This window comes from Streptosporangium sp. NPDC006007 (genome assembly GCF_040614315.1).
Lineage (GTDB): Bacteria > Actinomycetota > Actinomycetes > Streptosporangiales > Streptosporangiaceae > Streptosporangium.
In genome coordinates, this window is sequence record NZ_JBEXUG010000002.1 from 114,748 (window position 1) to 134,685 (window position 19,938).

Here is a 19,938-nt window from a genome sequence, read left to right on the forward strand (position 1 = left end):
GAACTCCCCGTGTTCGCGGGACTCCCGCTCCGCACGCTCACGACTCCTCCGCGAGGATCTCGGCCGCGCGGTGAACGGACCTGACGATGTTCTGGTAGCCCGTACACCGGCACAGGTTGCCGGAGACGCCCTCCAGCACCTCCTCCCGGGTCGGCGCCGGGTTCTCCCGGAGCAGGGCGGTGACCGTGCACAGGAAACCCGGGGTGCAGAAACCGCACTGCAGGCCGTGGCATTCGGCGAAGGCCCGCTGCACGGGCGACATCGCGCCGCCGGGGCCGGCGAGCCCCTCCACGGTGGTGATGTCGTGCCCGTCTGCGGTCACCGCGAACATCAGGCAGGAACGGACCGGCTCCCCGTCCAGCAGCACCGTGCAGCACCCGCAGACCCCGTGCTCGCACCCGACGTGCGTGCCGGTCAGCCCGAGGTCGTGCCGGATGCAGTCGGACAGCAGTCGCCGGCCGGGCACCTCGACCCGCCGTACCAGGCCGTTCACGGTCAGTGTGATCGCGATGTCCGCCGTCTTACCCATCGGCCGCCTCCTCCGCCGCGTCACGCAGTGCCCGCTCCGCCAGCACCCCGACCAGGTGCCGCCGGTAGTCGGCGCTCGCGTGGATGTCCGCCTCCGGTTCGACCCGCCCCCGTACGGCCCGCGCCGCCGCGCCCCAGTCGGCCGAGCCCGGCGGCCGGTGGCCGCAGACCTCGGTGACGTCGGCGAGCATCGGGACGGGGCCCACGCCCACACACGCCACCCGCGCCGCGACGATCCGCAGGTCGCCGTCGAGCCGGACCAGTGCCGCGACCCCGGCCAGGGCGTAGTCGCCGTGCCGCCTGGCCACCTCGTGGAAGGCGGTGCCCGAGCGCGGGGGCAGCGCGGGGAACAGGGCGGAGACGGCCAGTTCACCCGGCTCGATCGCCGACTCCAGGGGGCCGGTGAAGAAGTCGGCGGCGGGGACGTCCCGGACGGCGCCGGGGCGTGCCAGCCGTACCGAGCCGCCGAGCAGGGCGAGCACGGCGGGCAGTTCGGCGGCGGGGTCGGCGTGCACCAGGCTGCCGACCACGGTGCCCCGGTTGCGGATCACCGGGTGCGCGACCAGCCGGAGCGCCTGGCGGAGCAGGGGTTGTGCCGCGGCGACCGGCCGGGAACGCTCCACCTGGGCGTGCCTGGCCAGCGCGCCGGTCCGGACACCGCCCGGCTCCACGGTGACGGCGGCCAGCTCGGTGAGCCGGTTGATGTCGACGATGTGCCCGGGGGCCGCCAGCCGCATGTTCAGCATCGGGATCAGGCTCTGGCCGCCCGCGAGCACCTTGCCGTGCTCCCCGGCGTCGGCGAGGGTCTTCAGCGCCTCGCCGACGGAGCGGGGGGCGTGATAGTCGAAGGGGGACGGCTTCACCCGGACGCCTCCCGCTCGTGCGAGACCGGCCCGGCGGAGGCGTCCGCCCCCGCGCGGGACAGCGCCCGCAGCAGGTGATAGCCCCCCACCACCACGATGGTGCCCAGCGCGATGCCCTCCAGTGCGAAGGTGGAGCCGACCATGTGCCTGACCGGGCCGATGGCGAGGATGATGCCCGCGCCGATCGGCACCATGTTGATCGGGTCTGAGAAGTCGACGCGGTTCTCGACCCAGATCTTCGCGCCGAGCAGGCCGATCATGCCGTAGAGGATCACGGTGATGCCGCCGAGCACCCCGCCCGGAGTCGCCGCGATCAGCGCGCCGAACTTGGGGCAGAGGCCGAACAGGATCGCGATGACGGCCGCGATGTAGTAGGCGGCGGTGGAGTAGACCCTCGTCGCGGCCATCACCCCGATGTTCTCGGCGTAGGTGGTGGTCGGGGAGCCTCCGAACGTGCCGGCGACCGCGGTGGCGACACCGTCACCCATGATCGCCCGGCCCATGTAGGGGTCCACGTCGACACCGGTCATCTCCCCGACCGCCTTGACGTGGCCCACGTTCTCCGCGATCAGCGCGATCACGGCCGGGAGCACCAGCAGCACGGCGGAGAACCTGATGTCGGGCAGGTGGGTGCCGGGCCATCCGATCCAGGGGGCGTCCGCCACGGCGGCGAAGCTCACTCGCGGATGCGTGTCGACCTTGGCGGTGACCGCGTTGTAGGCGGTGATGTTCCCGAGGATCCTGTCGGCCCCCCAGGAGAGGAGGAAACCGGTGACCAGGCCGAGCAGGATGCCGATCCGGCCGACGAAGCCCTTGAAGACCACGATGATCACGAAGGTGACGGTCATCGTGATCAGGGCGATCCACTGGTCCTGCGGCCAGTAGACGTCGGCGACGACGTAGGCCAGGCCGAACCCGATCAGCATGACGACCGCACCGGTCACCACCGGCGGGAAGATCCGGTTGATGATCTGCACGCCCAGGTAGTGGATCGCCACGCCCACGAGCGCGAGCACCAGGCCGACGACGAGGATCGCCCCGGTGACGATCGCGTCGGCCGCGGGCGTGTCACCGCCGTACAGCGCCCGGATGGCGATAACCCCTCCCACGAACGAGGCGCTCGTCCCGAGATAGCTGGGGATCCTCCCGTTCACGATGAGCAGGAACATGATCGTCGCGATACCGGAGAACATGATGGCCACGTTGGGGTCGAGCCCCATGACCAGCGGGAAGACGAACGTCGCGCCGAACATCGCGACGACGTGCTGCGCCCCGAACCCCAGCATGCGCGGCCAGGACAGCCGCTCGTCCGGCCTGACGACCTCTCCCGGCGCCAGGGTCCCGCCGTCTCCGTGTTCCTTCCAACCTGCAATCATCAAGCCCTACCTCTCACCGGGCCGGCGTCCGGTGTCCGCCCCGCAGGCATCCCTCCGGCGAATCCCCATGCTGTCGTTGCGGGCACATTAGGTCGGCGATCATTCCCTTACACCGTCATGATCTGCCAAATCTGAGGCGCCGACCGGTGAACGCCCTGCGCACCGGCCGACGGCGGCACCCGGCCGGCGGACGAGGGCCTAGCGAAACCTCCCGAGCGCACCGGCCCCGAAACCCTCTCCCCGCACCTCACCGGAGGTCAGGCGCCGGGGGCGATCACGTGGATCTCGAAGCCGTCACCCGCCACGACCTGGCCCGCGCGGATCTTGCGGGTCTTCCGGAGCTCGACCTCGCCGTCGACCATGACGTTGCCCTCGGCGATGAAGTGCTTGGCCTGGCCGCCGGTGTCGGTGACGGCGCAGTACTTCAGCAGATCACACAGCGGGATGTAGTCGGTTTCCAGCTCAAAGGTCTCGTTCACCATCGAGAGTCTAGATGCCGCGCATCCGCAGGACGTGCAGCGCGAGGGTGAGGTTCAGCCGCAGGTGGGCGTCCTCGGTGAAGTTCCCTAGCATCCGTTCCAGCTTGCCGATCCGGTAGCGCAGCGTGTTGTAGTGGAAGTGCAGCCTGCGGGCCGTCTCGGCGACGTTGAGGTTGGTCTCCAGCAGCACCTGGAGGGTCCGGCGGAGATCACCGCTCTCGGCGTCGGTGTCGGAGGCGAGCGGGCCGAGGGTCTCACGGACGAAGGCGTGCAGCTCGGCGGTGTCGCTGACCAGGGAGAGCAGGCGGTAGACGCCGAGCTGGTCGAAGTGGGCGACCGCGCCGGGGCCGTGCAGCTGGCGGCCCACCTTGGCCGCCTTCAGTGCCTGGCCGTACGCCTCGGGCAGCGCCTCGGCCCCGGCGGCGGTACGGCTGGCACCGGTGGAGAAGGTGGCGGGCAGGCATTCGGCGAAGGCCGTGACGGCGTCCTTGGCCAGGCGTGCGGTGTCGACGTCCGCGCCCACGACGGTGACGACCTCGTGGGAGAAGCCGGCCACCGCGCCGCGCCGGTCGTGGCGGCGCATCGCACTGGTCCAGCAGGTCACCAGGCGGTCCTGGGCGACACGCTCGTCGCCCTCCGGGTCGAGCTCGGCCACCAGCACGGTGACCGGGCGCTCCAGATCCCAGCCGAAGGCCCTGGCCCGCGCGACGACCCGCTCGGAACCTCCGGCCCGGCCGGCGAGCACGTCGCGCAGGAAGTCCGCGCGGTACTTGCTCTCCACCGCGTTGACCGCCTCCTGCCGGGTCACCACGAGCGCGGCGACCGTGGCGGCACGTTCCAGGATGCCGACGTCGCTGTCGCCGATCGCCCCCGCGGCGTCGCAGGCGACGATCCGGCCGTGGTGGTGGCCGCCCGCGACGACGGGGACCGAGGTGTGGAGGCCGCCGGGGTCGGCGCGCAGCAGGGCCACCTGCTCGGCGGGGCCCGCGGCGGCCAGCACCTGGCCGGCCCCGTCCAGCACGGCCACGGCCACGCCCAGCAGCGCGGTGACCTCGGCGGTCACCTCGCGTAGCCCGCCCCCGGCGAGCACCACCTGGACCAGCGCCCGATGCGCCTCCTCCGCCCTGGCCAGCACGGCGGCCTGCCGGTTGAGGATGTCGGTGAGAACCTGGTTGAGGATGTCGTCGAAGCCGACGTCGTCGGGGAGCTGGATCAGCGGGAAGCCCAGCCGGTCGGCCTGCCTGACCATCTCGTCGGGCAGCCGGTCCAGATAGCGGCCGAGTTTGATCGCCAGCGCGGCCAGACCGCGTTCGTCCAGGTCGGCCACGAGCCGGTCGAGCGACTGGGGGGTGTTGCGCAGCGGATAGCCGGTGGTGAGGAGCAGCTCGTGCGGCTTCACCCAGGCCAGGACGTCGGGAACCTCCATCACGTTGAGCCGCTGCACGACCCGGCCCAAGCCTCGTTCTCCGGCGATCAGCCGGGCTCCGGCCAGCGTCGAGACGCCGAGGACCTCGCCGACCGCGACGCCATGAGTGATCGTTCCAGTGCTCGCCAGACGAACGGGAGGTTCCATGACGTGATTGTGGCGGATGGGACCGTCTGTCAGGAAGAGCCAACCTTTGGGCTGACTGTTGGCAGCTTTTTCCGTACGGAGGGAATCCGGGAACGTTCTACCGTCGGCTCAGGTGGATGGGGGGGTCGTGAGCGAGCGGAGCGGCAGGGCCGGCGGGAACGGCGTGGTCACCGGTACAGGAGCGATCGGAGGCACCGGGACGGGTACGGGCGCCGGCGGAACGGGTACGGACACGGGCGGGGACACGGGTACGGACACGGGCGGGGACACCGCCACCGGTGCCCGCACCGTCACGGGCGCGGGTACGAGCGCTGTCGTGGACACGGGTGTGGACACGGGTAAGGACCCTGTCACGGAGACCGAACCCGCGGGGAGGGGCCGATGACCGTTGGAACGCGGCCCAGACCCAGGCGGCCCGCCGAGCCGGCCCACGCGACCGGCGCGGCCAGCACGGCCCTGCGCCCGGTGCTGGAGTCGCCCAAGAGCCCCGCCCGGGTGCTGGCGGCCTTCCCCGCCGGGATCTACCTGGAGGTCCGTACCGAGCTCGAACCACACGTGATCGCGGTGGTGACCGGGGAGGCCGTGCGGCTGCCCAACGCGATGGTCGTCGGCGGCCCGGTCCCCCGGGTCTCCGTGGGGGATGACGCATCCGTGGGGGACGGTTCGATCGAGATCGGGCGGCTCAGCCTGCGGGCGCACCGCTGGTGGGACCCGGCCCCGCCGCTGGGCCCGGTGGATCCGGCGCTGCTGGCCTCCTCGCTGCCGAGGATGGCCGAGTTGTGCGACCGCTCGGCCAGGCGGCCGGGTCTTGAGGGCAACGACGCGGCCGGGCTGCTGGCCGAGGGGTGTTCCACCGCGTCGCTGCTCCACGCCGTCACGGCCGCCGAACAGCTCATCGGCCTGGGGCCGGGGCTCACCCCCAGCGGTGACGACATGCTCGCCGGACTGCTGGTCGCCCTGCGCCACCTGGGCACCTCGGCCGGCGTGGGCCGGGCCGTCTGGCTGGCCGACTGGCTGGCCGCCGCGGTCACCTTCGGCGCCCGGGGCAGGACCACCTCCATCTCCGCCGCGCTGCTGCACTGCGCGGCCCGGGGCGAGGCCGGGGGTGAGGTGCTGGCCGTACTGCGGGGCCTGGCCGGGCTGCAACCGCTGCCGCTCGCGCTGCACCGGCTGCTCGGGCTCGGTCACACCTCGGGGGCCGACCTCGCCTGGGGGTTGCGGATCGGCCTGGCCGCCGTCGTCGATCTGGAGGGGAGGGTGGTTGAGCGCTGATCTGGTCCGGGTGCACCCGGGGGTGTACCACGACTCGGTGAGCCTGATGCGGGTCAGCCAGGCGGTCACCGGACTGCCCGGGGTGGAGGTGGCGGTTGTGGCGATGGCCACCGAGCTCAACCTCGGCATCGCCGCCGACCTGGGTTTCGACCTTCCCGAGGCGGGGCCGGGGGATCTGCTGATCGCCCTGCGGAGCGGCGGCCCGGCCGAGCCGGAGGCCCTGCGGGCGGCGGACGCCGAACTCGGCCGGTTGCTGGCGGAGCTCGCCGTCCGGGTGGCCGACGACCTCTCGGGCGCGGGCGGCGGGCACCCGCCACGCACCGTCCGCACCGCCGTCCGCACCGCCGCCCGTGACGCCGCCCACGTCACCGCCCGCGGCGGGGCCGACGGAGGAGGCGCCACGCTGGCCCTGGTCTCGGTGCCCGGACCGTACGCGTTCGCCGAGGCGTTGGACGCGATCGAGGCCGGCCTCCCTGTGATGATCTTCAGTGACAACGTGCCGGTGGAGCAGGAGGTGTTCCTCAAAAGGCGCGCCGGGGAACTGGGCGTCCTGGTCATGGGACCCGACTGTGGCACCTCGGTGATCGGCGGCGCCGGCCTCGGTTTCTCGAACGTGCTCCGGCCCGGCCCTGTCGGGGTGGTGGCCGCCTCCGGAACCGGCGCGCAACAGGTGACCTGCCTGCTGGACCTGGCCGACGTGGGGGTCAGCCACGTGCTGGGCGTCGGCGGCAGAGACCTGTCGGCCGAGGTGGGCGGGCTGTCCACCCTCCGGGCCCTGGAGGCGCTCGACGCCGACCCCGGGACCGAGCTGATCATCCTGATCTCCAAGCCCCCGGCCCCCGAGGTCGGGGACACGGTGCGGCGGGCCGTCGGAGGGCTCGCCACCCCGGTGGTGACCGCGTTGCTCGGCCCCGGCCGGGACGATCTGACCGCCGCGACCGAGACCGCTCTGCGCGCGCTCGGCGTGCCGGTCCCCGTCTGGCGGTCCTGGCCCGCGCCCGCCCCGGCGGACGATCTCCCAGGCGGGATCCGCCCCGGGAACACGGGACACGCGGAGGGCACGGCGGACGCGGCGGACGCGGGGACGCGGTGGGACGGCGGGGCGGGCAGGGCGGCGCTGTGGGGCGTCTACTCGGGGGGAACGCTGTGCGCCGAGGCCCGGCTGGTCGCCGGGACCGGGGAGTTCACCGACTTCGGCGACGACGCCTACACCCGGGGCCGGGCCCATCCGATGATCGACCCCTCGCTCAGGCTGGAGGCGCTGGCGAAGGTGCCGCCCGGTGACGTCGCCCTGCTCGACGTGGTCCTGGGGCACGGCGCCGACCCCGACCCCTCGGCCCGGCTCGCCCCGGGCATCGCGACGGCCGTGGCCCGGGGGGTCCGGGTGGTCGTCGCGCTGGTCGGCTCCGGAGGCGACCCGCAGGGGCTGGAGGTCCAGGCGGAGACGCTGCGGGCCGCGGGGGCCTCGGTCTTCGCCTCCAACGCCCGGGCCGCCGGATACGCGGCGGATATCGTCGCGAGCCTCCGATGATCCGGCCGCCGCGCCGCGGTGGCGACCGTCCGGTCGTGAACCGCCGTTCCTCACTCAGGAGGGGTCCATGACGCCGCCCATGCTCTCCGGGGAGCCCCGCGTGATCACGGTGGGGGCCGAGATGCTCGGCGAGGCGCTGGACGCGCAGGCCGTGCCCAGGGTGGGGGTGGACTGGCGCCCGCCGATGCCCGGCACCGCCGGCGACCTCGCCCGGGTGCTGGCCGACCCGCGCAGGGTCCGCGCCAACGAGACGGCCGTGGGCCGCCTGCTGTCGGCCAGGCCCCGGCTCGTCGGGGTACGGCGGGCAGGCGAGGCGCTGGATCTGGCCGAGGGCTGTTTCCTGCACGCCGGCCCGCCGATCGGCTGGGAGCGCGCCTCGGGCCCGATGCGGGGCGCGCTCATCGGCGCGATGCTGCTCGAAGGGCTGGCCTCCGACGTCTCCGACGCAGAGCGGCGGCTCGCCGCGGGACACGCCCGCCTGGAGCCCTGCCACGGCCGGCGGGCGGTGGGGCCGATGGCGGGTGTGGTCAGCCCGTCGATGTGGATGTTCGAGGTGCGTGACGCCGAGCACGGCGGCACCGCCTACTGCTCGCTCAACGAGGGCTTGGGCAAGGTGCTGCGCTACGGCGCCTACGGCCCCGAGGTGCTGGAGCGGCTGCGCTGGATGGGCGAGGTGCTCGGTCCGGCGCTGCGGGACACCTTGGAGCTGACGGGGCCGCTGGACCTGAGGTCGCTGATCGCGCAGGCCCTGCAGATGGGCGACGAGCTGCACAACCGCAACCGCGCCGCCACCTCGCTGCTGGTGCGGGAGCTGGCCTGCGGGGTCGTGGACGCCGCTCCCCGCCACGCGGCCGAGGTGCTGCGTTTCATCGGCGGCAACGACCACTTCTTCCTCAACGCGGGGATGGCGGCCTGCAAGGTGAGCGCGGACGCCGCCAGGGATGTCCCGGGCTCGACCCTGGTCGTCGCGATGGCGCGCAACGGCACGGACTTCGGCGTCCAGGTCTCCGGGCTGGGCGACCGCTGGTTCACCGGTCCCGCGGGCGTGCCCGACGGGCTCTATCTCGGCGCGTACGGCCCGGCGGACGCCAACCCGGACATCGGTGATTCCACGATCACCGAGACTGCCGGCCTGGGCGGCTTCGCGATGGCGGCCGCCCCGGCGATCGTCCGGTTCGTCGGCGGCGACGTGTCGGACGCGACCGCGGCCACCCGGTCCATGTACGAGATCACCCTCGCCGAGCACCCCTCCTATCAGATCCCCGGTCTCGGCTTCCGGGGCACGCCGGTCGGCGTCGACGTCACACTGGTCGCCAGAACGGGGCTGCTGCCCACCGTCAACACCGGCATCGCCGGCCGGATCGCGGGAACGGGACAGGTGGGCGCGGGTCTGGTGAACCCGCCCGCCTCGGCTTTCACCTCCGCCCTGACCGCACTGGCCGAGGCCGCGGACCGTAGCGCAAAATCGGATAAGTGATCAAATAAGCGATAAACCTCGGCGAGAAACCGGGCGGCCCGGCCGTAACGACGGAGGCCGGCCACGTCATCCGACGTCAGAGCGCGGATGACGCCCCCTCCTCCGGGAAGGGTCCGCCGCCGACAAATGTCACAGTGCGCTTTCTGTAAACATCAACTTCCTTGCCGATTGGAACCCCGATATCGTGGCCAACCTTGCGAATAGGGTTGGTTACGGGGAAGGAGCATGATCGCTTGCTCGGCGGGACCCCCATCGGTTCGGAGGACGAGAAAATCAGCGCGACCGCATCGGACGGACAGGGCAGGCTGGTCGGCAGGCGCTATCGCCTGATGTCGCCGGTCGGCCGCGGCGGCATGGGCATGGTGTGGCACGCGCACGACGTCCTGCTCGACCGCGACGTCGCGGTCAAGGAGCTGATCCTCCCCTACGGCCTCGACCACGCCGGGACGCAGGTGGCCCACCGGCGCATGATGCGCGAGGCCCGCTCCGCGGCGCGGCTCAGCCACCCCGGGATCGTCACCGTCCACGACGTGGTCGAGGAGGACGGCCGCCCCTGGATCGTGATGGAGCTGGTCCGCGCGTGGTCCCTGGAGCAGGCCGTACGGCAGAGCGGCCCGCTGCCGGTGCCCCAGGCCGCCGAGATCGGCATCCGGGTGCTCGACGCGCTCCGCCACGCCCACGCCTCCGGGATCCTGCACCGCGACGTCAAGCCCGGCAACGTGCTGCTCACCTCCGACCGGGTGGTGCTCACCGACTTCGGCATCGCCGCGATAGAGGGCGACGTCACGATCACCCAGACCGGCCTGCTGATGGGCTCACCCGCCTACATCCCGCCGGAGCGACTCTCCGGCCGGCCGTATACGCAGGCCTCCGACCTGTGGTCCTTCGGTGCCACGCTCTACGCGGCGGTCGAGGGGCGCCCGCCGTACGAGGGGCCCGACGCGGTGGCCGTGCTCGGCGCGATCCTCACCCAGGAGCCCGGCCGGCCGCAGCGGGCGGGGGCGTTGATAACCGCCATCGAGGGCCTGCTCCGCAAGGAGCCGGCCGACCGGATGACCGCCGCGCAGGTGTCGGACCTGCTGGAGCGGGTGCTGCGCAGCCACGGCTCGCCCACCCCCGGCCGGGAGCCCGTCACGGAGGAGCCCTCACCGGCCCTGGGCGGCTCGGTGCCGATGCACCTCATATCGCGCCCGGACAGGCCCGCCGGTCCGATGCCCTCACGGATCATCGAGACCCCCTCGGGCCCGGTGCGGGTGCCGTACGACCCGCCGGTGGAACCGCGGGCGGACCACGCGGCCCTCTCCGGCCTCGCGGGCGGACGCCCGGACCCGCCGTCCGCGCCGGGACGGCCCGTCGCGGGGGCGGCCGTGGCCGGAATCCACGCCGGGGTCCACGCCGGAGGGCACGGACGCGGTTACGACGCGTTGCGCAGCCCCGTCGGCGATCTCGGACGACCACCGCCGGAGGGCCTCTCCGGCGAGTTTCCCGGCGCCACGTCCTTCGGCCCGTCATCCGGAGCCCGGCCCCCCGGGCCGCCCGCCTCGGCCGCCGAGATCCCCACCTCGGCCGAGGCCGCGCCCTGGCCCATCGCCCCCCAGGGCGGCCATGACGCCGCGCGGGACTCGAAGCCCTCGGCCGTGCCCGGCCGGTCCGGAGGCCGCAGGGGCTCGCGGCGCCGGGCGCCGGACGACGGCGCCTGGATGCGCGACGGCCGTCCGACACGGCGCCTGCTGCTGGCCGGGGGCGTCGCGGCGCTGGTCACGGTGCTCGTCGTACTGGTCACCACGCTGCTCGCGCCGTCCTCCTCCGGCGCGCCGGGCACCGGCGCGTCCCCCACGTCCTCCGATCCGGTGTCACCGTCCCGGGTGACCTCCGAGGTCCCGGAGGGCTACCAGACGCTGAGCGAGGGCCGCGTCTCCGCGGCGCTGCCCAAGGGCTGGACGGTGAAGACCCGGGACGGCGGGGCGGTGACCTTCTCTGGGCCGAAGGACAGCGGGCAGGGCGTCGCCGTCACCGAGGTCCCGGTCGGCGACCCGATGTCCGCGCTCGAACGGGCCGACAGGAAGGGCCTGGACGAGTACACCGAAATCGGGATGGCGCCCGTGCAATACGGCACGTGGCGGGCCGCCGACTGGGAGTACACCTACGTCCAGCCCGGCGGCGCCGTTCCCATGCACGGGCTGACCCGCTACGTCGCGGTCAACGGCCAGACCGCCTACCTGATCACCTTCACGGTGCAGGACCTCGACTGGGAGAGGAGCGACGAGCTCCGGCAGATCTTCTTCGACACCTTCGCCTCGGCGAGCTGACCCTGGGCGGTACGCGCCCTCTGGCCACCTGACCAGTAATGACAAAATTCGCATGTGGCCATAATCCCCTCAGATCCCGTCATTTCCCCTAAGAAAACCGTAGAAGTCGCCGCCCTGCAGCGGCGGATGCTCATCGTGCTGTCCGGCGCGCAGATCACCAGCGGGATCGGCGCCGCGATGGGGCTCTCCCTCAGCTCGCTGGTGGTCGCCGAGCTCTCCGGCTCCGTGACGATCAGCGGACTGGCCGGAACGGCCACCGTGCTCGGCGCCGCGCTGCTGGCGCTGCCCACCGCCAGAACCTCGGGCAGGGGCGGACGGCGGGCCGGACTGACCCTGGCCTACGGGTGCGCCCTGCTCGGCAGCCTGATCGCGGTGATCGCCATCACCGTGCGGTCGTGGCCGCTGCTGCTCGGCGGGCTGGTGCTGTTCGGCGGTGCCAGCGCGGGGAACCTGGCCTCCCGTTACTCCGCGACCGACCTGTCCCCGCCCGGTCACTCGGCCCGGCACCTGTCATGGGTGGTGTGGGCCGCCACGATCGGCTCGGTGGCCGGCCCCAACCTCGCCGAACCCGCCGAGCACCTCGGCCGTCTGCTCGGGCTGGCCCCGGATACCGGCCCGTTCGCGCTCGCCCTCCTGACCTTCGTGATCGCGCCGGCCATCATCCTGGCCGGCCTGCGCCCCGACCCGCTGCTGCTCGCCCGCTCGATCGCCCCTCCCCCGGCCGCCCAGGACACAATGGGCAAGTCAGGCAAGCCGGGCAAGGGCACGCTGCGCACCGCGTGGCAGACCCTGCGCGAGACGCCGGCCGCGGCCCGGGCACTCGTCGCGATCGCGGTCAGCCACACGGCGATGGTGTCGGTCATGTCCATGACACCGGTGCACCTCAACCACGGCGGCGCGACCTACGCGGTCATCGGCATCGTGATCAGCCTGCACATCGCGGGCATGTACGTGCTGTCCCCGCTGGTCGGATGGCTGGCCGACCGGATCGGCCGGATCCAGGTGCTCGTGCTCGGCATGGGGCTGCTGCTCGCCTCCGCCGTCCTCTCCGGCCTGGCGGACGCGGACGACGTCGTGCAGGTGACCGCCGGGCTGGCGCTGCTCGGCGTCGGCTGGTCCTGCGGGCTGATCGCCGGCTCCGCCATGCTCACCGAGGCCGTTCCGCTGGAGCGCCGCCCGGCCGTACAGGGGCTGTCGGACCTGCTGATGAACGTCTGCGGAGCGACCGGCACGGTGATCGCCGGAGTGATCGTGGGCACCCTCTCCTACGGCGTGCTCGGCGCGGGCGTGGCGGTCATGGTGACGATCACCGGTGTGTGGCTGACGCCGAGACGGACGTGACCGCCCGCCCTCACTTGGCGTCGGCGTAACACCGCACCGCGACGGCCTGCATCGGGAAGCGCACCGGGGTCGGGCCGAACAGCAGCCGGGTCGCCTCCTCGGCGGCCCGGCCCACCGCCGCGATCACCTCGTCCGCGAGCCCGGCGGGGCAGTGCACCATCACCTCGTCGTGCTGGAAGAACACCAGCGCGGCCGGCGCGGGCAGCAGCCCGCGCAGCACGGCCATCAGGGTGAGCGCCCACTCCGCCGCGGTCGCCTGCACCACGAAGTTACGGGTGAACCGGCCCCGATCTCGGGCCGCCCGCCCGCCGTCCGGGCCCAAGACCAGCTCCCGCCAGCGGGCCGAGGGCGGCGGGGAGGTGCGGCCGAGCCAGGATCGGACCGATCTGCCCTCCTCCCCCCTCCGGGCGGCCTCCTCCACGAACCGGTGGGCCCGGGGGAAGCGCTGCCGCATCACGGCCAGCAGCTTGGGCGCGTCACCGCTGGTCCCGCCGTACATCGCCGACAGCATGGCGATCTTGGCGTGGTCACGCTCACCGCCGAACGCCTGGGCCAGCGCCTGGTAGAGGTCGATCTGCCCGGCGGCCCCGGCGAGCCCCTCGTCGCCCGCCATCGCGGCCAGCACCCGGGGTTCGAGCTGGGCCGCGTCGGCGACGACCAGCGTCCAGCCCTCGTCCGCCACCACGACCCTGCGCATCACCTTGGGGATCTGCAGCGCGCCACCGCCGCTGGTGGCCCAGCGACCCGACACCACTCCGCCCACGACGTACTCGGGCCGCAGCCGGTGGTCCCGGACCCACTGGTCGGCCCAGGACCAGCCGTGGAAGCTGTGGATCCTGGCCAGCTCCTTGTAGGCGAGCAGGGGCGCCACGCCCGGATGGTCGACGTCCTTGATCTCGTGAGCCCGGGTGGAGGCGACGGGCACGCCCACGGACTTGAACGCCTTGACGATCTGCTGCGGGGAGTCGGGGTTGAACGGCGCGCCGAAGGCCGCCGAGACCTGATCGGCCAGGGCCTGGAGCCTGGCGGGCCGCATGCCGTGCACCGGACGCGGGCCGAGCAGGCCGGTCAGCAGCTCGTCGTGCACGTCCTCCCGCCAGGGGATGCCCTCGTGGCCCATCTCCGCCGCGATCAGCGCCCCCGCCGACTCGGCGGCCACCAGCAGCCGGAAACGCCCGGGGGCGGCGGTGGCCTCGATCCGCCGGAGCTGATCGGCGTGGACCTCGGCGACCAGGTCGGCGTCGGGCGGCGGAGGCTCCTCCCCGAACAGCGTCGCCTGCCGCGCCTGCGGACCGTGGTGATCCTGTGGCACCTCCAGGCCGTGCAGCCGGGCGTGGGCGGCCCGGATCGACCTGGGCTCGCCGTGACGCCCCTCGTAGCCGAGGAGGAGGCTCTCGGTCAGCGCCAGGTCGTGACAGCGCGCCAGGCGCACCCCGGCGTCGAGGAGCGCGGGGTAGATCTCCCGGGTGTCGGCCCAGATCCAGCGGGGCCGCGCGGACTCCAGCTCCCGCACGGCCGCCGCCAGGTCGGCGACGGTCTCGGCACCTCGCCCGTCGGGTCGTAGGACGCCCGCGATGCCGGGGCCGGCGGCGACTGCCACGTTCATCCGCCCACCCTGTCACGCCGGGCCGACGGTTCCCGGCGGGGGGAGCGGGATCTCGACCTCGTCCTCCATCGGGGGCTCCACCTCCTGCGGCAGGCAGCCGGTGGCGGCGAAGCAGCGGATCCTCAGCGTCCTCGGGGTCACCGAGACGTGCAGGAAGCTCTTGAAGAACGGCGGGGTGTCCCAGTCGGACAGTTCCGACAGATAGCGGTGGAAGACCGTGCCCACCGGCAGCCGGAACGGCATCGGCCGGCCACCGAGGATCCCGGCCGCCCACCGCATCCGCCGCGTGATCGGGATGGGCGGGATGTCCCTGGGCGGGGTGTTGCCGATCCGCTCCGACATCAGGGCCACCCCCTCCTGGGGGGTGAGGTAGAGCCAGCGCATACGGAGCCGTTCGCTGTAGAGCTTGCTGTAGAACGACAGCGAGTCGCCGCGGAGCGGGTAGCACCGGTAGTCGTCCTCGTGCACACCGCCGACCGTGATCCGGGGAATCGTGTGGGTGGCGTGCATGAAGGCCCCCGAGCCGCCCGCCACGATGTACTGGATCGTCCGGTCACCGGTCCTGACCGGGAAGCGCTGGTAGTTGTGCACGTCACCGCCTATCGCCGCGACGTAGTTGTGCGCGGGATCGGTGACGATGTCGTCGATCGTGCCGCCGCCTTCGAGCCTGGACGGCTTGTACTCGTTGCGGGTGTAGATCGGCTTGCCGGTGATCAGCACCTTGGGCCGGGGATCCAGCGAGACCTCGCGCAGCCATCGCGCCTGCTCGGAGTCCAGGCTGCTGTGGATCCCGGTGTCCACCCCCACGATGAGCAGGCCGGACGTCTCCAGCGCCCAGTACGGCGCGGGCTGCGCGGCCCGCTGCTCGGGCAGCGCCCTGCGCTCGCGCGCCCTGGCCAGGGCGGTCTCGTCGACCTCGTCCGGTCTGCGCCAGAGCAGCTCGCGCAGTCCGGCGAGCGAGAACCCGGCCCTGCCCGGCGCGGCCTCCGGCGCGGGGGCGTCGCAGAAGACGCGCATGAAGCCGCCGAGCCCGTCGTACCAGTCGTGGTTGCCGGGGACCGCGTAGATCGGCGCCCGGTAGTCCTTGTAGGGACGGAAGAACTTGTCGTCGTACTCGTTGCCGGAGCCGGCGGGGTAGATCACGTCACTGGCGATGACGGCGAACGCGGTGCCCTCGCCGACCTTGAGCAGGCCGGGGACGACGGCGTACTGCGAGGCGTCCCCCTCGCCGGTGTCGCCGAGGACGAGGAAGGAGAACTCGGGGGCGACGTCCACGGGAACCCGGAAGGAGGGATCCACGCCCCGCTCCCGCTGGGAGGCCGTCCAGCGGGAGCGGAGCCGGCCCGAGGGGTCGCCCAGCAGGCCCGCGATGATCTCGTTCCTGGACTTCCAGAGGGTCCGCGGCCGGAACCAGGTGAAGGTGTCCCTGTTGGGACGCAGGTCCTTGAAGCCGCCGATCTGAACGCAGGACCAGCCGGCCCCCTCCTCGGAGACCCGGGAGGAGACCTCCCGCCCGCGCTCCGCGACCCGCCCTATATCAACCATGACCGTATTTTGGCGTTGATCTTACGAAGACGCACCCGGGTCGGGGAAGCCCGGCGACCTCAGAAGCGGGGACGGGGGGCCGTCAGCCGACCGGCCGCCGGGGGATCAGCACACCGGGGTTGAGAACGCCCTCCGGATCGAGCCGGTCCTTGATCCCGCGCAGGATCTCCACGCCCAGCTCGCCGATCTCGGCCGCGTGGGCCTCACGGTGGTCGCGGCCGACCCCGTGGTGGTGCGAGATCGTCCCCCCGGCCGCGACGATCGCCTCACCGGCCGAGCGCTTGGCCGCCTCCCACTGCGCGAGGGGGTCGCCGCCCTGCGCCGTGACGACCGTGAAGTAGAGGCAGGCACCCGTGTCGTACACGTGGGAGATGTGGCACATCACCAGCGGCGAGCCGAGCGAGGCGTGCAGCGCGCCCCGCACGGCGTCGTAGAGCCGGGGCAGGTTGGACCAGAACCCCGCGGTCTCCAGCGTCTCCACGGTGGCCCCCGCGGCGAGCAGGGAATCACGCAGATAGGGGGCCGAGTAGCGGCCGCGCGCCCAGGACTCGCCCGGCTCCGGGCCGAGATGGACGCCGCCGAGCCCGGAGAGCACGGCCGCGGCGCGCTCGCGCCTGGCGGGCACCTCCTCGCCGCCCTCGTATCCCGCGACGACCAGGCAGCCCGCACCGGCCGCGAGGGTGCCGATCCCGTCCGGTCCCGCCAGGCCGACCATCGTCTCGGTCTCGTCGGAGAGCCGGAGCACGGTGGGCGGCGGGCCGTCCTGGGCGAGGCGCCGGAGCGCGGCCGAGCCGGCCGCGAACGACTCGAACCGCCAGCCCTCGTAGCGCCGCTCGGCGGGGGCCCGCCGGACACGGAGCCGGAGCGAGGTGATCACCCCGAACGCGCCCTCCGAACCGAGGAACACCTGCCGCAGGTCGGGCCCGGCGGCCGACCTGGGCGCGCGGCCGAGGTCGAGGGTGCCGCGCGGGGTGGCCACGGTCATGCCGACGACCATGTCGTCGAACCGGCCGTATCCCGCCGAGGACTGACCGCTGGACCGGGCCGCGGCGAAGCCGCCCAGCGTGGCGTACTCGAACGACTGGGGGAAGTGGCCCAGGGTGAGCCCGTGCCCGGCGAGGAGCCGCTCGGCCAGCGGCGCGCGCAGCCCCGGCTCCATCTCGGCCACCATCGACTCGGCGTCCACCGAGACGAGCCGGTCGAGCCGGCTCAGGTCCAGCGCGACGACCCCGGAAAAACCCCGCCGGGTGGCCACCAGGCCACCGACGACCGAGGTGCCCCCGCCGAACGGGACGACCGCGACCCGGTGGGCGGCACAGACCCGCAGCACCTCCAGCACCTCGGCGTGGGAGCCGGGCAGCACCACGGCGTCGGGCGCGTCGGAACCGTCACCCGCGCGCATCCGGATCAGGTCGGGGGTGGACTTGCCCCGGGTGTGCCGGATACGGGCGTCATCGTCGAGGCGCACGTGACCGGCGCCCGTGGCGGCACGCAGTTCGGCGAGGACAGGCGGCGGCAGCGCCACGGCGGGCAGCCGCACCTCGCCGAGGCTCACGGCCGGGGTCTCCGGCGCGCGCACGCCCAGCATGTCCCCCAGCAGCCGGCGGACCGGCTCGGGCAGGTCGGCGGCCCTGGCGGGGTCGCCCCAGCCGGACCAGAGCATGGGTGCCGCACCGCCTGTCGGAGTTTTCACCTTTACACTGTGACACATGACGTCTATTCGTCACAACGCGTCCGGAGACGGCGACCCCGGTTCCGCCTCCGCTCCCGATCAGCCTTTCGACCGGCCTTCCGGCTCGGCGTCCGGCGCAGCCGTGCCCGGTCCGCCTCCCGGCCCGGCCGCCCCCCCGCCGTCGCCCGGCCCGGCCGCTCCGACCGCTCCGACCGCTCCCGACCCGGTTCCGGACCCGGTTCTGGACGCGGCCAGGGAGGTGGTGCTCGCGGTCGGGGTCCGGCGGACCACGCTCACCGAGGTGGCCCGCCGGGCCGGGCTCTCCCGGATGACGATCTACCGCCGCTGGCCCGACGTGCGCGCTCTCGTCGCCGACCTGATGACCCGCGAGTGGGTGCTCGTCGCCGGCCGGTTCGCCACCGAGGACCCGGTCACCGCGGCGGTGGCGGTGGTAGGGGCGCTGCGCGACCACCCGCTCTGGCGCAAGATCGTCGAGGTGGACCCGGAGCTGCTCCTGCCGTACCTGCTGCGGCGCAGGGGCTCCAGTCACGAGGCCATGCTCTCGCTGGTCGAGTCGGCCCTCATCCGGGGTCAGGCGCTGGGCACCGTACGGCCCGGCGACCCGGCGAGGCTGGCCGGAGCGATCATGCTGACCGCCCAGTCGTTCCTGCTGTCCGGCCCGGCCATGCTCACCCCGCTCACCCGCGACGACCTGGACGCCGAGCTCACCACCCTCCTGGAGAGGTACCTCCGACCGTGAACCCCTCACTCAACGCCGCGCGGCGCTCGCGCGAGCTCGCCGAGGTCCGCGGCCTCGTGGTGGACGTGCTGGTCGCCGGGCTGGGTGCCACCGGTGCCGGCGCGGCGCTCGACGCGGCCTCCAGGGGGCTCTCCGTGGCCGCGATCGACGCCCACGACCTGGCGTTCGGCACCTCCCGGTGGAGCTCCAAGATGATCCACGGCGGGCTCCGCTACCTGGCCAGGGGGCAGGTGGGGGTGGCGTACGAGAGCGCCGTGGAACGCGGGATCCTGCTCCGCCGCACCGCCCCGCACCTGGTCGGCGCCCAGCCCTACCTGCTGCCGCTGACCCCGGGGGTGTCCGGGGCGCGGGCGGCGACGGTGATGGCCGGCTACCGGCTCGGTGACGGGCTGCGGACGGCCGCGGGCACACCCCGCCGCCTGCTGCCCGGCCCGGCGCGGATCCGCGCCGGACGGGCGCTCGGCCTGGCCTCGCCGCTGAACCCGCGGGGGCTGCGTGGCGCGCTGCTGTCCTGGGACGGCCGGCTGGTGGACGACGCCCGGCTGGTGGTCGCGCTGGCCAGGACGGCCGCGTCGTGGGGGGCCAGGGTACTGACCCGCTGCCGGGCCCTGGAGGTGACCGGGGACGGGGCTCTGGTCCGTGACGAGCTCACCGGGGACGTCTTCACGATCCGGGCCAGGACCGTGATCAACGCCACGGGGGTCTGGGCCGCCGGCCTCATCCCGGGCATCGAGATGCGGCCCTCGCGCGGCACCCATCTGGTGCTCCGGCCACAGACCCTGCCGGGGCTCACCACCGGGCTGCACGTGCCGATCCCCGGCGAGGGCAACCGGTTCGTGCTGGTGCTCCCCCAGGCCGACGGCCGCATCCACGTCGGGCTCACCGACGAGCCGGTGGAGGGGGTGCTCCCCGACGTCCCGGAGGCCCCGGAGGAGGACGTGACGTTCCTGCTCGACGTGCTCAACTCGGTGCTGGAGACGCCGGTCGGCCGGCACGAGGTGGCCGGGGCCTACGCCGGGCTGCGCCCGCTGCTGGCCGCGCGGGGGCGGACCGCCGACCTGTCCAGGAGGCACGCGCTGCTGACCTCGCGGGACGGGGTGGTCACGATCGTGGGCGGCAAGCTCACCACCTACCGGCGGATGGCCGAGGACGCGGTGGACCGGGCGGTGTCGCTCGGGCGTCTCGGCGCGGGCGAGAGCCGCACGGCGCGGCTGCCCCTGGTCGGCGCCACCGGCGCCACCGGCGGGGTGCCACGACGACTGGTGGAGCGTTACGGGGGCGAGGCCGCGGCGGTGCGGGCGCTGGCGGTGGAGGATCCGGCCCTGGCCGAGCCGCTGCCCACCGGGGTCACCGGGGCCGAGCTCGTCTGGGCCGTCCGGCACGAGGGGGCACTGAACGTGGACGACCTGCTCGACCGCCGCACCCGGATCGGCCTGGTCCCCGGGGATCGGGCCGCCGCCCTTCCGGCGGCGACGGCGGCACTGGCCCGCTGAGCGGAGCCGGCCGGGAGAGGCGGCCGCCGGACCCTGACCGCCGGCTCAGGGTGGAACGCGCCGGCCCGCCGACGGGAGGCCGCCGGTTGGCCGGACCCCTGGGCCCGGCACCG

The 19,938-nt window shown here is 73.6% G+C and carries 15 protein-coding genes; 7 read left to right on the forward strand and 8 right to left on the reverse strand.

Annotated features, from left to right (window positions below; genetic code table 11):
* Nucleotides 1–37: 37 nt before the first annotated feature.
* From ABZ194_RS01965 to ABZ194_RS01985, 5 genes are all read right to left on the reverse strand, one after another.
* Entirely contained in the window at nucleotides 38–529 is a 492-nt protein-coding gene (locus tag ABZ194_RS01965) for a (2Fe-2S)-binding protein (RefSeq protein ID WP_355590896.1), read from the reverse strand.
* Entirely contained in the window at nucleotides 522–1,391 is an 870-nt protein-coding gene (locus ABZ194_RS01970) for a xanthine dehydrogenase family protein subunit M (RefSeq protein WP_355590899.1), read from the reverse strand. Before ABZ194_RS01970 ends, ABZ194_RS01965 begins: the two co-directional genes overlap by 8 nt.
* Nucleotides 1,388–2,767, reverse strand: coding sequence for a solute carrier family 23 protein (locus ABZ194_RS01975; RefSeq protein ID WP_355590902.1), 1,380 nt, complete (start codon nucleotides 2,765–2,767; stop codon nucleotides 1,388–1,390). Before ABZ194_RS01975 ends, ABZ194_RS01970 begins: the two co-directional genes overlap by 4 nt.
* A gap of 257 nt (nucleotides 2,768–3,024) precedes the next feature.
* Complete coding sequence (locus tag ABZ194_RS01980; RefSeq protein ID WP_355590905.1) at nucleotides 3,025–3,246, reverse strand: RNA-binding S4 domain-containing protein; 222 nt, start codon at nucleotides 3,244–3,246, stop codon at nucleotides 3,025–3,027.
* Nucleotides 3,247–3,256: 10 nt separating this feature from the next.
* Nucleotides 3,257–4,819, reverse strand: coding sequence for a PucR family transcriptional regulator ligand-binding domain-containing protein (locus ABZ194_RS01985; RefSeq protein WP_355590908.1), 1,563 nt, complete (start codon nucleotides 4,817–4,819; stop codon nucleotides 3,257–3,259).
* A 381-nt stretch (nucleotides 4,820–5,200) separates the two neighbouring features.
* Here ABZ194_RS01985 and ABZ194_RS01990 point away from each other — a divergent pair, with 381 nt between their 5' ends.
* From ABZ194_RS01990 to ABZ194_RS02010, 5 genes are all read left to right on the forward strand, one after another.
* The gene (locus tag ABZ194_RS01990) at nucleotides 5,201–6,091 is read left to right on the forward strand and encodes a DUF2877 domain-containing protein (protein ID WP_355590911.1); all 891 of its coding nucleotides are present in this window, start codon (nucleotides 5,201–5,203) and stop codon (nucleotides 6,089–6,091) included.
* Nucleotides 6,081–7,622, forward strand: a complete 1,542-nt coding sequence (locus tag ABZ194_RS01995) for an FdrA family protein (RefSeq protein WP_355590913.1) — start codon at nucleotides 6,081–6,083, stop codon at nucleotides 7,620–7,622. Before ABZ194_RS01990 ends, ABZ194_RS01995 begins: the two co-directional genes overlap by 11 nt.
* A 67-nt stretch (nucleotides 7,623–7,689) precedes the next feature.
* Nucleotides 7,690–9,099, forward strand: a complete 1,410-nt coding sequence (locus tag ABZ194_RS02000; RefSeq protein WP_355590916.1) for a DUF1116 domain-containing protein — start codon at nucleotides 7,690–7,692, stop codon at nucleotides 9,097–9,099.
* Between the two features lie 233 nt (nucleotides 9,100–9,332).
* Nucleotides 9,333–11,408: a protein kinase gene (locus ABZ194_RS02005; protein ID WP_355590919.1), complete on the forward strand. Its 2,076-nt coding sequence runs from the start codon at nucleotides 9,333–9,335 to the stop codon at nucleotides 11,406–11,408.
* A gap of 126 nt (nucleotides 11,409–11,534) precedes the next feature.
* Nucleotides 11,535–12,749 carry an MFS transporter gene (locus ABZ194_RS02010; protein ID WP_355590922.1) on the forward strand — a complete coding sequence of 405 codons (1,215 nt, stop codon included), beginning with the start codon at nucleotides 11,535–11,537 and terminating at the stop codon, nucleotides 12,747–12,749.
* 10 nt (nucleotides 12,750–12,759) lie between these two features.
* Here the strand turns inward: ABZ194_RS02010 and ABZ194_RS02015 are convergent, their stop codons facing one another.
* The 3 genes from ABZ194_RS02015 to ABZ194_RS02025 form a co-directional block, all read right to left on the reverse strand.
* Nucleotides 12,760–14,355, reverse strand: coding sequence for a bifunctional 3'-5' exonuclease/DNA polymerase (locus ABZ194_RS02015; RefSeq protein ID WP_355590925.1), 1,596 nt, complete (start codon nucleotides 14,353–14,355; stop codon nucleotides 12,760–12,762).
* Between the two features lie 12 nt (nucleotides 14,356–14,367).
* Nucleotides 14,368–15,900, reverse strand: a complete 1,533-nt coding sequence (locus ABZ194_RS02020; protein ID WP_355590928.1) for a metallophosphoesterase — start codon at nucleotides 15,898–15,900, stop codon at nucleotides 14,368–14,370.
* 82 nt (nucleotides 15,901–15,982) lie between these two features.
* The gene (locus ABZ194_RS02025; RefSeq protein WP_355591477.1) at nucleotides 15,983–17,563 is read right to left on the reverse strand and encodes an FAD-binding oxidoreductase; all 1,581 of its coding nucleotides are present in this window, start codon (nucleotides 17,561–17,563) and stop codon (nucleotides 15,983–15,985) included.
* Nucleotides 17,564–17,609: 46 nt separating this feature from the next.
* On the opposite strand from ABZ194_RS02025, the gene ABZ194_RS02030 reads away from it, so the two are divergent.
* Nucleotides 17,610–18,332 (forward strand): TetR/AcrR family transcriptional regulator, encoded by a 723-nt coding sequence (locus tag ABZ194_RS02030; RefSeq protein ID WP_355590931.1) that lies wholly within the window; start codon nucleotides 17,610–17,612, stop codon nucleotides 18,330–18,332.
* Nucleotides 18,329–19,825, forward strand: a complete 1,497-nt coding sequence (locus ABZ194_RS02035; protein WP_355590934.1) for a glycerol-3-phosphate dehydrogenase/oxidase — start codon at nucleotides 18,329–18,331, stop codon at nucleotides 19,823–19,825. The genes ABZ194_RS02030 and ABZ194_RS02035 overlap by 4 nt, the downstream gene beginning before the upstream one ends.
* Nucleotides 19,826–19,938: the final 113 nt, after the last annotated feature.

Excerpts from the sequence above, each read along its gene's own strand:
- ABZ194_RS02015 (WP_355590925.1), bottom strand. The coding sequence starts at position 14,355 with ATGAACGTGGCAGTCGCCGCCGGCCCCGGCATCGCGGGCGTCCTACGA.
- ABZ194_RS01975 (WP_355590902.1), bottom strand. The coding sequence starts at position 2,767 with ATGATTGCAGGTTGGAAGGAACACGGAGACGGCGGGACCCTGGCGCCG.
- ABZ194_RS01990 (WP_355590911.1), top strand. The coding sequence starts at position 5,201 with ATGACCGTTGGAACGCGGCCCAGACCCAGGCGGCCCGCCGAGCCGGCC.
- ABZ194_RS01985 (WP_355590908.1), bottom strand. The coding sequence starts at position 4,819 with ATGGAACCTCCCGTTCGTCTGGCGAGCACTGGAACGATCACTCATGGC.
- ABZ194_RS02010 (WP_355590922.1), top strand. The coding sequence starts at position 11,535 with ATGCTCATCGTGCTGTCCGGCGCGCAGATCACCAGCGGGATCGGCGCC.
- ABZ194_RS02030 (WP_355590931.1), top strand. The coding sequence starts at position 17,610 with ATGACGTCTATTCGTCACAACGCGTCCGGAGACGGCGACCCCGGTTCC.
- ABZ194_RS02025 (WP_355591477.1), bottom strand. The coding sequence starts at position 17,563 with ATGCTCTGGTCCGGCTGGGGCGACCCCGCCAGGGCCGCCGACCTGCCC.
- ABZ194_RS01965 (WP_355590896.1), bottom strand. The coding sequence starts at position 529 with ATGGGTAAGACGGCGGACATCGCGATCACACTGACCGTGAACGGCCTG.
- ABZ194_RS02020 (WP_355590928.1), bottom strand. The coding sequence starts at position 15,900 with ATGGTTGATATAGGGCGGGTCGCGGAGCGCGGGCGGGAGGTCTCCTCC.
- ABZ194_RS02000 (WP_355590916.1), top strand. The coding sequence starts at position 7,690 with ATGACGCCGCCCATGCTCTCCGGGGAGCCCCGCGTGATCACGGTGGGG.